The organism is Buttiauxella sp. S19-1, assembly GCF_022134725.1.
In the GTDB taxonomy this organism is placed as follows: domain Bacteria; phylum Pseudomonadota; class Gammaproteobacteria; order Enterobacterales; family Enterobacteriaceae; genus Buttiauxella; species Buttiauxella ferragutiae.
In genome coordinates this window covers 49,286-62,224 of record NZ_JAHWLU010000017.1, presented here as the reverse complement: position 1 = coordinate 62,224, position 12,939 = coordinate 49,286, and the positions used below count along the sequence as shown (strand labels likewise).

The following is a 12,939-nucleotide window of genomic DNA, read 5'->3' as shown; positions in this document are numbered from 1 at the left end:
GAGCCAACTGGCGGCGTTCTCGCTGTCGTTTATGTTACTGGCATTATTGCTGGTGCTGCGTGGCGATTTACTCGACCGTTGGCAGCAACAATTACCGCCAGAAAGCCCGAACTATTTCCTGCTAAACATTGCTACTGAACAGGTTCAGCCGGTGAAAGAGTTTTTGGCCGAACACCAGATAATCCCGGAATCGTTCTACCCGATTGTGCGAGTACGCATGACGGCGATCAATGGCAAATCGACCGAAGGCAATCCTGATGAAGCACTCAATCGAGAACTGAACCTCACATGGCAGAGTCAGAAACCGGCGCATAACCCGATCCTTGCTGGCAACTGGCCGCCAAAAGCGGGCGAAGTTTCCATGGATGAAGGTGTGGCAAAACGGTTGAGTATCGGGCTTGGCGATACCGTCACGTTTATGGGCGATACCCAGGATTTTTCCGCCAAAGTGACCAGTTTGCGCAAAGTTGACTGGGAGAGCCTGCGGCCTAATTTCTACTTTATCTTCCCGCCAGGCGCTTTGGATAATCAGCCACAAAGTTGGTTAACCAGTTTCCGTCTGGAAGGAAAGAACGGCATGTTGACGCAGCTGAACCGTGAATTTCCAACGGTTAGCTTGCTGGATATTGGCGCGATATTACGCCAGGTTGGGCAGGTGCTGGAGCAGGTTAGCCGGGCGCTGGAAGTGATGGTAGTGCTGGTTACCGCTTGCGGCGTGTTGCTGTTGCTGGCACAGGTTCAGGTTGGAATGCGTCAGCGCCATCAAGAACTGGTGGTGTATCGCACGCTGGGAGCCGGAAAACGCCTACTGCGCACCACGTTGTGGTGTGAGTTTGCGGTGCTGGGGTTTGTCTCCGGGCTGGTTGCCGCCATGGGGGCTGAAACCGCGCTGGGGCTGTTGCAGACGCGGGTGTTTGATTTCCCATGGGAGCTTGACTGGCGGCTATGGGTCATTCTGCCAGTGAGCGGCGCGGTGTTGCTCTCACTGTGCGGCGGCTGGTTAGGTGTGCGCTTACTGAAAGGTAAGGCGTTATTCCGCCAGTTTGTTGCTTCGTAGCGGGTTATTCACGGGCTAATGTTGTGTTTGGCATTAGCCTGTTTGATTTAAATATTGTTGTTAAGCCAGGCTTCTACCTGCTGATAGTCACCACGAAACACAATATTGTCGGCTTTTTTGCTGAGCTGGTAGCGGTACATCGGGTCGTAATACTCTTCGAGCAGCGGCGAAAGCCAGGCCAGATGCCCATCTACTGAACCGGTTTTTCGTTGCTGAACCAGCGCGTCATCCAGCAGCGCGCTGAACTGCGCAAAACGTTCCATCCCTAAACGGCGGCGAATGGCAAACAGGCCGTGATGCAGATATTCGCCGTAGTTAAGCCATGCGGTTTCTTCATCGCTCACCGACAAAAATGCTTCGCTCATTTGCAGGAAATATTCGGTTTTTAGACGCTCTAAACGCTGCTCGAAGGGATCTTCAATTACCACGATTGGCGAGCGTAACATCTGCTCTCTGAAACACTCCGGGATGTGGCGTGAGCCAATCATTCGGCCTTCATCTTCGACAACCCACGTCACTTCCGCGCCATCACTTTTTTTGAGTAACGTCACTGCGAGGCTATTTTCGAAATTGGTTTGCGAAGGTTGTTCGACAATGGTGCGGCCAAATGACGAACCACGATGGTGTGCCAGTCCTTCAAGATCGACGCCGGTTGGCAGCGAACGGATAAGGATCGTTTTGCCGCCGCCAGTGTTGCCACTGACCAGCACCATCGGCCAGCGCGAGCGGGATTCAATCACGCCCATCGCATAATGGCGCAGCGCTTTATAACCACCTTCAACCAGCGGATAGTCGACACCCGCTTCATGCAACCACTGTTGAACCAGGTGGGAACGCAGGCCGCCTCTGGCACAACACAGGTATCCTTGTGGGTTTTGGCGGCATTGTTCCAGCCACTTCTCTAAACGGGCTTCGCGGATATCGCCATGCACCAGACTGTGGCCCAATTCAATCGCGGCTTGTTGACCGTGTTGCTTGTAACAAGTGCCTACCGCGACACGTTCGTCGTCTGACATCAACGGTAAATTCACTGCGGCAGGCATTGTTCCCTGAGTGAATTCAACCGGCGCACGCACGTCGATAAGCGGAATATCGGCGCGCAGCAGATGTTCATAATGTTGAGTATTGGGACGAGCGTTTTGCATGGATAACCTTAAAGCGAGTGAGGCCAGAAACGCTGGGGATTGTGCGCTTTTGCATGCAAAAAAGAAAGGAAGGGGCTGGAATGGCAGGGCGGGTAAGCGATTAACGCTACCCGCCGCTGTGATTAGAGTTTGCTCTGCGCCCAGGCAATCCCACTGGCGTATTCCACGGGTAACAACGGCACCAGCGCTTCAAGCGTTGCGCCCAGTCTGTCGTTATCGCTGTCATTGAGATTGAGATGGCCGACTTTACGACCTTCACGCACGTCTTTGTCGTACCAGTGTAAATGCACCAACGGCAGTTTCAGCCAGTCGTAATTTAAATCGGTACCGATAAGGTTGATCATTACTGACGGTGAATTAACGACAGGTTGCGGCAACGGCAGATCAACAATGGCGCGCAGATGCAGCTCAAACTGGCTGATAGATGCGCCGTTTTGTGTCCAGTGGCCGCTGTTGTGCACGCGCGGTGCCAGTTCGTTAATCAGCAACCCGGCAGGCGTGACGAAGCACTCCATCGCCATCACGCCGACATAGTTCAGCTCATGCAGAATTGCCGAAAGCAGCGCTTCCGCTTGCTGCTGTTGCTCAATGTTTGCCTGCGGGAAAACTACGCTGGTGCGCAGAATACCGTCCTGATGCAGGTTGTGAGTTAGCGGATAAAACACCGTGCTGCCATCATGCCCGCGTGCGCCAACCAGCGAAACTTCGCCGGAAAAGTTAATGCCTTGCTCAACGATACACTCGCCGTAGCACTCATCGGGCAATTGGCTGGTTTCATCGCTGCGCAAACGCCACTGTCCGCGTCCGTCGTAACCGCCAACGCGACGCTTCACAATCGCCAGTTCGCCAAGGTTGTGGAACACGTCAGCCCATTGGTCACGGCTGGAAAGCAACTGCCACGGCGCAGTGGCCAGCTCAAGCTTATCGAACAGCTGTTTTTGCGTCAGGCGGTCGGCAATAATCGGGAAAACATCGCGGTTCACAAATGCATTGTGGCGCGCCAGTTCGCGGGTGAGGGCGGTTTCAGGCCAGCGCTCAATTTCTGCGGTGATAACACTTTGCGCAAATGGTACGGCTTCAGGTTCAGCGTCAAGACCCACCGGATAAACCGCGATGCCCAGCGGTTCGCCCGCCTGGCGCAGCATTCTGCCTAACTGGCCGTTACCCAACACGCAAACGCGTTTCATGCTTCACCCCGTGGGTCCGGGTTTTCCAGCACTTCGTCGGTCTGGCTTTGACGCCAGTCTGCCAGGCGCTGACTGAGATCTTTATCGTGCAGAGCGAGAATTTGCGCCGCCAGTAAAGCAGCGTTGGCCGCACCGGCTTTGCCGATTGCCAGCGTACCAACCGGAATACCGCGTGGCATTTGAACAATAGAGTAGAGACTGTCGACGCCGCTTAAAGCCGCGCTCTGGACTGGCACACCCAGCACCGGAACCAGGGTTTTCGCCGCGATCATACCCGGTAAATGCGCCGCACCGCCTGCACCTGCAATAATCACCTGATAACCGTTGCTGCTCGCCTGTTCGGCAAAGCTGAAGAGTTTATCGGGAGTGCGGTGTGCGGAAACCACTTCAACGTGGTGTGGGACATCAAGGGCGGTGAGGATTTCTGCGGCAAACTGCATGGTGGCCCAGTCACTTTTGGAACCCATGACAATGGCGATACGCGCCGGGGTCTGGTTGGAGGACATGCGTCTCAAAACTCCTGTGGGTATGCAAACATCACCGAACGTGGCTCGGTCGGTCAGAAGGGCTCAGAGAATAGCATGAACATGCAGCAAGGAAAACGGTTGCGTGGCGATTGTTAATGCCAGATTGTCCTGTTTCCTTACATGATAAAAGTGAGAACGATGCGGAGATAAAATTCCGCACCGGGAAGCGCCTCTGGATACATTACTTTAGCCAAATACTTTTTTGACGGCTGCTAAGTAGCTAAAACCATTAACGGTGTCTGGCTCGAGATAGCTCCCTTCCGTCCATTCGTTCCACGCGTTGATCGTACAAACGGGAAATACCGATTTTTCTGTATCCATAAAGTTCTTAACGTCCTGCAGCGCCTTTTCGAATTCCGCAGGGGAATTATCCGTATACACCGGGAACCAGGGATAGCCAATGTCTTCGAAGCAGTCGGTTTGCACCGTTCTGGGGGAAGAATCCCAGCCCACTGTTACGTTGGGAATATAAGGGAGCGCGTGTTGGCTGCTCAAGCGTGCATGTTCGGCTTTGGCGCATTCGCGGATCTCGTTGTAGGGGCAATCAGGAAAATGACCGGGTGTAATATGATGAACCCACACGTAGCTGGTCACGCTGTCAATTCCCAGATACTCAATCACCTTGTCAGCATCGGTAAGCGTATTTTCGGTTGGTAAGGTTTCTATACCCCATACCACGGCATTGAGATGCAATTCGCCCAGCCCGCGCGCGCGAATTTTTGCTCGAAAATCTTCCAGCACTCTTTTGGTATTGCTCAGCCCACCCAGGCCTTTAACCAGGCTCATCATCTCGTAAATCGAAAAATAAAATTTCCCGTCTATCTTCCAGTAAGAAGGATGAGTGAAATAGCGTTCAATAATATGCTCGGTTGCATCTATAAATATCTGCTCGGAGACAGCCCCCGTGAGGCGGGTAGGGTAAGGCTGATAACGGGTAGCCGGATGAATTTCCAGCCAGTCATGGTTGGCCCACATAATGGCAAATTTAACATCACTATTGTTGGCGGCGTTTAAATAGCCTTCGTCAAGACAGCGTTCAAGAAATGGCCCCTCCTGGTGCCAGTACCAGTCAAAGATAAAGGCAGAGATCCCGTGCCCGGCGGCTGCGCTAATTTTCTTTTCCATAACCACAGGGTCAGCCTCATCTTCATAACCCCATAGCGGCACTTTAGGTTGCATATGGCCGACAAACCGGGGGGTAGCATTTTTCACCAACTCCCATTCAGTCCAACCTTTGCCGTGCCATTGCTCTACTTTAGGATCACAGTGGAAATTGGGGAAATAATATGCAGCCACTTCATATTTTCTTTGCATTATCGTCAGTCCTTTTACGTATTAATGATTGTTTTGAATAATATCTGCCTCGGAATTAAACTCATTGCGCTGGTTGCCATGAAAGCAGAGCCAACCGATAACCATACCGACGCCAGCCATACATGAGAGGACGGTATATAAAAAAGTTGTTCCCATTTCGAGTAATAAGGGGGTCACAAATGCCAGTAGCCCGCAGGTCAGCCTGGATACCGCAACGATGATGCCCTGCGCCGTTGAGCGTAACATCGTGGGAAATGATTCCTGCGACCATACTTTCATAATGCCTTCAAGTGCCAGCCCGGCCCCTGTGCTGGTAAATAACATGGCGCAGAACCAGGAGAAGGGTGCAAAGTTAAATAAAACCGGCATAACAAACCCTGCGGTATAGAAAAATGCGCCAACAATAAATCCGGTCATTCTTTTGGGAGTATCAACCAGTTTCATAAAGGCAACCCCGGAGACAATACATACCGGAAGCATTAATAAGCTCCAAAATGAGTGGGTTTCAATCGGTATACCGACGATATTAACGGCAATATATGCACCAAATTGCCCACTGGTGTTAGCCGCCAGATTAGTCAACATATAGAAAAGACAAAGTGCGATAAACGGAGTGAGATATTTTCTGTTAAATAAATCTTTGAATGAGGCTGTTTGGGCGCGAATCGTTTTTACTCCACAGAGGCGTTCATGGTGTGCGGCCAACCACAGGGGAGATTCAGGGATAAGCGAGCGCAGGATTAATAATGCGATACCAGTAATTCCAATATGGAAGTAAAGAATTTGCGCGCCTAAAATGCCCCAACTGCCGACTACTGAAGCGATGGCCATTGATACGCTTACGCCGCCAGCCCACAAAAGATTAGACAGTCCAATAATTTTCCCGCGATTTTTATCCGTTGCCGCCTCCGAGATGGTCGCCAGAGAAACCGGTAAATCTGCACCTGTCGCCAGACCCAATAAAAGAGTGCCGAGAAGTAAGAGGGGAAATGTTCGACCGAATGCCATTAGCAATGCGCCAACGACAATCATTGCCATTGTGGTGATGAATATTTTTTTTCTGCCGAACATGTCGCCTAAACGGCCGCCGAAAAAAGCCCCCAGGGCAATACAGAGTGTTAATACACCGGAGAAAATACCGATTTGCCCTGCTGTGACGCCAATCGTTTTTGAATAGATAACCAGAGCGGTTCCGCTTGATACAATCGCGGCCGAGTCGATATAGGATGCCATCCCTGATACAGTGCCAATATACCAGGGATTAGTCTGTTTAATGATGGACATAAATTATTACTCCATGTAATAGATTGTTTTATAAAGATCCTAATTTATGGTTCAATTAATGCCTCCTTAGTTATGGTTTCTGGTTGTTGATTATTGGTTGGTAATGCATGAATATAACCATCCTGTTTATAACGTTAAATTAAAGAACAGTCCTTCTGTTGAGTGCCATCATTAACCAAATAGGGAGAAATGTGGCGAAATATAAAATATCGACGAGCTCAATATCACATAACTGCCAGGAAGCCAGGTGCACCATGGTTTTTTTTTGAACTAATATTGACGATGCTGATCGGTAATATATTCCGCTGTTTTGGTCAGTTATTTCAGGGGGGAATAAGGCAGATACACCAGCGATACCTGTCACCAGGTACCGCCCCTTAGCGTTGTTTAATGAATGCCCGGCACGGCGTCACCCTCTATCATTGCCAGCCCTGTCGTGGTGCGGATAAAACGCGGCGCTTTCAAATCCTCTGCCAGCATGCTCAGTAATTCAAATAATAATTCGCTGATGTGTTCCTGCTGATCCAGCGTGATCTGTTGGTTCAGTAACACCATGGTTAATGCGCAACAATATTCACAGGTTGTCTCTGAATCTGTTGAAAGTGGACTGCGATAGTCATCGTAATTATTGTCATTCACCGTTAATTGCTCAATAAGATGTTTTGGCAACGGCGATTTTAAAACCACTTTCAGTACATTCAACCCCGCCAGTAAACGCCCGCATAACGCCATATATTCAGCGTGATTATTAACTTCGATTAATTCATCAGCATAACGTTGGCAAATATCCACAACCTGGAATAAATCATGCGTGGCACTCAACGGTATTTTTAATAAAGCTGCGATGTTCCCCGCAATAACGGATTGAGCAGCAGTGATTTCAGGGCGAGCGAATGTGTTACTATTGGCAACAGCCATAGCGTTACTCCTAATTAGTTAACGTTTGTGGTTAGCCCTCTTTTGGTGTTGTCGCACCATTCGGGGGCGAATCTTTTTACCCCTCCACCTTCTGCTAAAAGTACTGGATAAGTCAACAGTAAAACCTTGCTTAATTATTGGAAACTGAAAGTCTTCGGCGCAAATCACTATATAGTGAAAATTGAGTTTTGGAATTGCAGGGGATATTAAACCAGGTGTTCGGGCTGCTTTTAGCGATCAGCAGACGTTCGTAATTGAGTCACCATGAATCTTGCTAACATGCCGTGTGTCAATCAACTGGGAACAGGTCACGTCAGCCCTCTAAAACCACGTATAGCGGGGGGGCAGGTCAGAATAACTCGCCTACTTTCACACCTGAACGATATATTAGCCATGGGATAGAAGAAAAGGACGACATGAAGTGAGCTTCCTATCTACTCAGCAAATACATGATCATTGCCTGGCAACAACACAAGAAGCTATTGAAATACTTGGATGGACTAATATCTCAGTAGGCGTTTTGAGCGACGAAGAGAGACGCCAGCTTGAAGACGCAAATTTACAAAGCCCCTTGGACTGGCGATGGGCGATGCAGACCTATAGCGGTAACACTGAAGACGGAATACTGGATATAACTTTAAAGCTGATCGACCGTGATGAGCCGGAACAGCTTCATGCGGTTATCATTTGTAAATACGACTGGCGCCGTGAGCAATTCTCAATTTGCATGTTAGAAAACTTCATTTCAGATGAAGATACCGACCTAACAGGCAACGTATTGATCATCGCACTTATTTACGCGACTACCTTCTGCCAGATCGCGGAGCTTGACGACGTCTATATTCAAGATCCTACTGAAGATGCACAACCGCGTTATAGGAGCTACGGATTTGCCCAGGTATGGGATGACCACAGTAAGATGTCTGCAGATGTGCGCGACATCCTCAATACCATACGATTGAAAGTGAATGGCATTGACCCAGATGAAGAATGACAATCTCAATCAGCAGTCGATGGGCTGTTTGTTTAATGAACGCATTTGTTATAAAATTATCCATAAGATCTATAGCCAAAGAGGTTAAACATGATCAAACAACATAGAAAAATCACTTCTGATAAAGCTATGGCTGGTGCAAGACGCTCTCTCGACTTCTGGGCTTCCATCGACGGCAACAAACTTGCCAAAGTTGGTCAGAAGGAAAAAGACATGGATATGGTCGGGCCGAAGAAAGGTGTAAAGCCAGTAAGCCTCGGATAATATTCATCATCCCTATCAAAAAGTAAGGCTCCTTCAATGGGAGCCTTATTCATCATAACGGTTTCCCGTAACCAAGTTCGCTCTTCTCTTTGCTGAGCTGCTGCATAGCGTATGTGACCTGCCCCCAGCACGTAGGGTCGTTAGCCCGACTATACAAACCTAAAAATGCTAGAGCTGGCAATGCCTGTTTTTGGCACGCAGCGGACCAGCCAGCTGCCTGTCAGGTCCGCTGTGAGCGATGAGCAGACGTAACCATCATACCGTTGCAATAATAAACAGAGCTCATCATGAGTTTCTTCACTGAACCTGCACATTATATAAAAGCATCCGTTAAATAAGACTTATTTACTCTTTCGCCATCTCAAAACTCAACCTTGTACTAATGTTACTCAAAGTGTTTCGACAAGTGTTTCTTGTTGTTTATTTGTGTCAACGCGCTATTTCATTATGCGGCCTTGCAGAGATGACTTATGAATAATATTTATCGTTTGGTATGGAGCCATGTGGCGAACAGTTTTATTGCCGTTGCAGAAACATCCCGAACAGGGAAAAAAGGATCGAAGACCGGGCGTGGAGGCCGAAAATTATTAACTACTGCGCTGATTGTTGCCGGTGTTTATGGCCCGACAGCCAGCGCTGTAGATGTGACGTGGAGCGCGGCTTATCCAAACTACCTGTTTCTACCGGTTTACGATGCGGTTAAAGAGACGGGTTAAGCGTATCGTTACGATCTTGCGCTTACTCGATGATAAGGATCTGGCCCAACCGGTTGAAACTCATAATGTAACGCGATACCGACAGCCTGCCGTGCTTTTTTCTGTCAACGGCAAACCCTTTATGTTACTGGCTCAGGGAGACCTTGATGAAGGGGATGACCTGACGCTTGCGGAGTCGGCGGAACGCGTCAGGTTGCGTCTCGATACGCTTCGTCTCTCATTGTCTGAACAGTACTCTTCGCGTTACCTCTTATCCTCCTCGGTAAAAAGTCTGGCTGGGGCACTGGTGATAGTCGCATTGATTTGGTTTTCCCTGCGATCCTATGCCTGGCTGAAACGGGTATATACCGTGCGGCGCGCTCAGCGGAAAAGTATCATTCCTGGCGAGCTTCGCGCGTTTCTCGGTCCGATTGAGGTGCGGCTGTATGCTGTTTTTCTTACCACCACCATCCTCGTAGCATTTTACATCTGGGTAAGTTGGGTATTGCGGCTGTTTCCCTGGACGCGGATTTGGGGCATGGAGCTGGGAAGTTATGCGATAGGGCTATTGCAACTGATGGGGCTGGCGGCACTTTCCGCTCTACCGGGTCTGGTCATTGTTGTCGTAATTTTTATCATCACAGCGCTGGTAACGCGTTTGTTGAGACTGGTGTTAAGGCGAGTCGAAACCGGACAATTACATCTGCCGGGGTTACATCCGGATACGGTTGGCGTGACCCGCAAGCTTATCAGCGTAGTCATCTGGTTATTCGCTTTGTCAGCGGCATATCCATTTCTGCCGGGCGCTAATTCACTCGCCTTCAAAGGGATAAGCGTTTTCTTCGGCCTGATGCTGACGCTGGGATCTGCCGGATTGATGAACCATGCCATGAGCGGGCTGGTTCTGACCTATTCCCGTGCACTGCGTAAAGGTGAAGTCATCAGAATTGCAGATCATGAGGGGGTTGTCAGTGAGGTGGGCATGCTGGCAACTAAAATTCTGACACGAGAGAACTACGAGGTGACGGTTCCCAACGCAGTGGTCGTTAGCGGCAGAATAGTTAACTTAAGTGCAACGCTCAAAGGCGAAGGTGTCAACATGACGACCAGTGTCACCATTGGTTATGACACGCCGTGGCGGCAGGTTGAAGCTATGCTGGAACTTGCCGCAAGCCGTACACCTGGAATTAACCGCGACATTCCTCCGTTGGTGCGGCAGTTGGCGCTGCAGGACTGGTATGTGGCGTATGAGCTTCAGGTTCGGCTTAAGGCGGGTGAGTCACTGGCTGGTGTCAGAAGTACTCTACATGGCCATATACAGGATGTGTTTAATGAATTCGGCGTGCAGATCATGTCACCTAATTTCATCAGCCAGCCCGATCAGCCGGTACTCGTGACCAAGTCGAACTGGTTTGCCCCTCCAGCAGGAGAAAAAGAAAAATAAGATGCCGATCAGCCGTGTTTCCACATCAAGCTGATAGTCATCAGCATTGCCATACAAAGAGGTGTGAAGCTGGCAGGGAGACGATAGATGAAAAGTACCAACAGAAGCGACAAAGCAATAATACCGCCCGTAATTTCGTCTATAAACGGCAATATTTCCATGTGTGCGCCGATCGAGCGGTCAAAGTTACTGATGAGAACATTGCGGAACAAAATGATCAGCGCAAAACTGACATTCACAAATGTGAACCACGGGATACTCACTGATAGCGCCTGTCTGACCATATCACTATGGTTCTGCTACAGTGTATTCAAAGGAGGTGACGCGGTCTGACGTATTTTCCCTGTTTTTTATCACATAATCACGGCAGGCCAGATGAGACAACTTTTTATACCTGCGAATTGAAGTATGACGGGGGATGCCTGACTGCCACAAAATAAAGCTCAGGTCATCCGGTTATCGCTTTGTATACCAGGTCATTAATGAAAATTATTCGCTTCGAGCAAATTCATTTTCGACCTGATTGACCCTTTGTAAGTACTGTGAAAATTGCTGTTCCAGCACGTTGAGGTCTACATTTTTTATATTTGATTTTTTCAGGCGAATTTCCTCTGTGCGATTGCCATATTCTATATCAATCACGATTTCGACTTCATTAATGCCTATTTCTTTGATGAGGGCCGGTGGAATAAGTAAGGGATCGGAAAATAAACCAGGGGTAATGACTACCGTTTCTGTCGTCCAGGCTATTGCCGGGCGCTTATGCAAACGGAACCCGTTATACAGGAAGACTGCTGCTATTGATGCAAGCATGATGCCGAGTAGTGAGCCAGAGCTAAAGACTAGCCCTAAACCCGGCCCCATAAGAATGGCACCGGTGATCAAAACCTTATCGGAATTGAATAAATAAACCTGTTCCCATTCCATATTTTCTTTTTTCGATAAAGAAGCGAGTTTACTAAAAGTAGCCAGGCTGTTACTGCGTAAAATACCGTGGAGCAGAAAAGCCCCGATAGGCAGAAGAGCAAGGGTGGCTATGGATATCAGCCATACAGATAGCAGCCGCCAACGTGAGAAAAGAAAGGCAGAGATGAATACAACGGCCAGCGCACCCCAAAATAGGTTTTGCATGAGATATAAAATAATCATCAGGTCGCGATCGGTCATTACCATCAACATTTCATATGCCAGGTAATTAAAAATGGCGCTAAATATCATTACGGCGAATAAGTTGATAACAAATCCAATCCAGAAGCATCGCGCTAAGTTTTTCACGGGTAATCCTTTTAGATGAAAAAAAGATTGTCTACCCCTGATATATAAATGCAATGTTAATTATGCTGCCTATATATTCGCAGTTTATATTTTTCTGGGTTATGAATTAAAACTCGAAGGGAATTAACTCGACGTCCTGGGCGGTCACTTTAATCATTGACCCTTGCGTATGCCATGCGCCAAGCACGCAGCGAAACGCGGGTTTTCCGTTTGCAGAAAGAGCGTGAATTTCCGGGCGATGGGTATGACCATGAATCATCCACTGCACCTGATGGCGGCTGAGGGCGTCGATCACCGCGTGTGGATTCACATCCATAATCGCCATGGATTTGCTGCTATTTGAGGCTTTGCTGCCGGCACGCATTTTGGCGGCGACGCGCTTGCGAATAAACAGCGGTAGGGCGAGGAATAACCATTGCAGCCACGGCTGGTGGACTTTTTTGCGAAACGCCTGATAACCGTGGTCGTCAGTGCATAACGTGTCGCCGTGCAGCGCCAGCATTTTGCGGTCGTATAAGTTGAGGACTTGTTCTTCTGGCAGTAATGTCATGCCGCTCAAACGGGCAAAACGTTTACCGACTAAGAAATCGCGGTTGCCATGAATAAAGAAGCAGGGTACGCCGGAATCAACCAGCTCTTTGATCGCTACTGCAATTTGGCGGTGCAGCGGTTCGGGGTCGTCGTCACCAATCCAGGCTTCAAACAGATCGCCAAGGATATAAAGCGCGTCTGCTTCCCGTGCTTGACCCGCCAGAAAACGCAGAAAACCGGCGGTGATCGCCGGTTCTTCTGAACACAGATGTAAATCTGCGATAAAAAGCGTCATCGCCATCGG

At 49.1% G+C, this 12,939-nt stretch carries 13 protein-coding genes and 2 pseudogenes; 6 read left to right on the top strand and 9 right to left on the bottom strand.

The features are described from left to right. The coding region (locus MES37_RS06595; protein ID WP_337927074.1) for an ABC transporter permease at positions 1-1,057 on the top strand (1,057 nt) is incomplete at its 5' end. 47 nt (positions 1,058-1,104) lie between these two features. On the opposite strand, the gene mnmH is transcribed toward MES37_RS06595, so the two are convergent. From mnmH to MES37_RS06565, 6 genes are all read right to left on the bottom strand, one after another. Then, complete coding sequence (gene mnmH, locus MES37_RS06590; protein WP_237930670.1) at positions 1,105-2,202, bottom strand: tRNA 2-selenouridine(34) synthase MnmH; 1,098 nt, start codon at positions 2,200-2,202, stop codon at positions 1,105-1,107. Positions 2,203-2,324: 122 nt separating this feature from the next. Then, positions 2,325-3,389, bottom strand: coding sequence for a 5-(carboxyamino)imidazole ribonucleotide synthase (gene purK / locus MES37_RS06585; RefSeq protein ID WP_237930668.1), 1,065 nt, complete (start codon positions 3,387-3,389; stop codon positions 2,325-2,327). Then, positions 3,386-3,895: a 5-(carboxyamino)imidazole ribonucleotide mutase gene (purE, locus tag MES37_RS06580; RefSeq protein ID WP_064548975.1), complete on the bottom strand. Its 510-nt coding sequence runs from the start codon at positions 3,893-3,895 to the stop codon at positions 3,386-3,388. Before purE ends, purK begins: the two co-directional genes overlap by 4 nt. 207 nt (positions 3,896-4,102) lie before the next feature. Further along, positions 4,103-5,230 (bottom strand): glycosyltransferase WbsX family protein, encoded by a 1,128-nt coding sequence (locus MES37_RS06575; protein ID WP_237930667.1) that lies wholly within the window; start codon positions 5,228-5,230, stop codon positions 4,103-4,105. Between the two features lie 21 nt (positions 5,231-5,251). Further along, a complete protein-coding gene (locus MES37_RS06570; protein ID WP_237930666.1) occupies positions 5,252-6,514 on the bottom strand; it encodes an MFS transporter in 1,263 nt (420 codons plus the stop codon). A 387-nt stretch (positions 6,515-6,901) separates the two neighbouring features. Continuing rightward, positions 6,902-7,432, bottom strand: coding sequence for a hypothetical protein (locus MES37_RS06565; protein ID WP_237930665.1), 531 nt, complete (start codon positions 7,430-7,432; stop codon positions 6,902-6,904). A 421-nt stretch (positions 7,433-7,853) separates the two neighbouring features. On the opposite strand from MES37_RS06565, the gene MES37_RS06560 reads away from it, so the two are divergent. The 4 genes and pseudogenes from MES37_RS06560 to MES37_RS06545 form a co-directional block, all read left to right on the top strand. Then, positions 7,854-8,426, top strand: a complete 573-nt coding sequence (locus tag MES37_RS06560) for a hypothetical protein (RefSeq protein ID WP_162303010.1) — start codon at positions 7,854-7,856, stop codon at positions 8,424-8,426. 90 nt (positions 8,427-8,516) lie between these two features. Continuing rightward, entirely contained in the window at positions 8,517-8,690 is a 174-nt protein-coding gene (locus tag MES37_RS06555) for a hypothetical protein (RefSeq protein ID WP_166642060.1), read from the top strand. Between the two features lie 470 nt (positions 8,691-9,160). Beyond that, positions 9,161-9,406, top strand: coding sequence for an ESPR domain-containing protein (locus MES37_RS06550; protein WP_237930664.1), 246 nt, complete (start codon positions 9,161-9,163; stop codon positions 9,404-9,406). Continuing rightward, positions 9,393-10,829, top strand: a pseudogene (locus MES37_RS06545) (mechanosensitive ion channel family protein); the annotation flags it as partial. The gene MES37_RS06550 and the pseudogene MES37_RS06545, both read left to right, overlap by 14 nt. Positions 10,830-10,837: 8 nt before the next feature. Here MES37_RS06545 and MES37_RS06540 read toward each other — a convergent pair. Then, complete coding sequence (locus MES37_RS06540; protein ID WP_064548953.1) at positions 10,838-11,092, bottom strand: membrane-associated sensor domain-containing protein; 255 nt, start codon at positions 11,090-11,092, stop codon at positions 10,838-10,840. Between the two features lie 149 nt (positions 11,093-11,241). On the opposite strand from MES37_RS06540, the pseudogene MES37_RS06535 reads away from it, so the two are divergent. Further along, positions 11,242-11,316 (top strand): annotated as a pseudogene (locus MES37_RS06535) (type II toxin-antitoxin system mRNA interferase toxin, RelE/StbE family); the annotation flags it as partial. A gap of 2 nt (positions 11,317-11,318) precedes the next feature. On the opposite strand, the gene MES37_RS06530 reads toward MES37_RS06535, so the two are convergent. Further along, on the bottom strand, positions 11,319-12,104 hold the full coding sequence (locus MES37_RS06530; protein WP_237930662.1) for a hypothetical protein: 786 nt from the start codon (positions 12,102-12,104) through the stop codon (positions 11,319-11,321). Between the two features lie 106 nt (positions 12,105-12,210). Continuing rightward, positions 12,211-12,930, bottom strand: a complete 720-nt coding sequence (lpxH, locus tag MES37_RS06525; RefSeq protein WP_202914399.1) for a UDP-2,3-diacylglucosamine diphosphatase — start codon at positions 12,928-12,930, stop codon at positions 12,211-12,213. Positions 12,931-12,939: the final 9 nt, after the last annotated feature.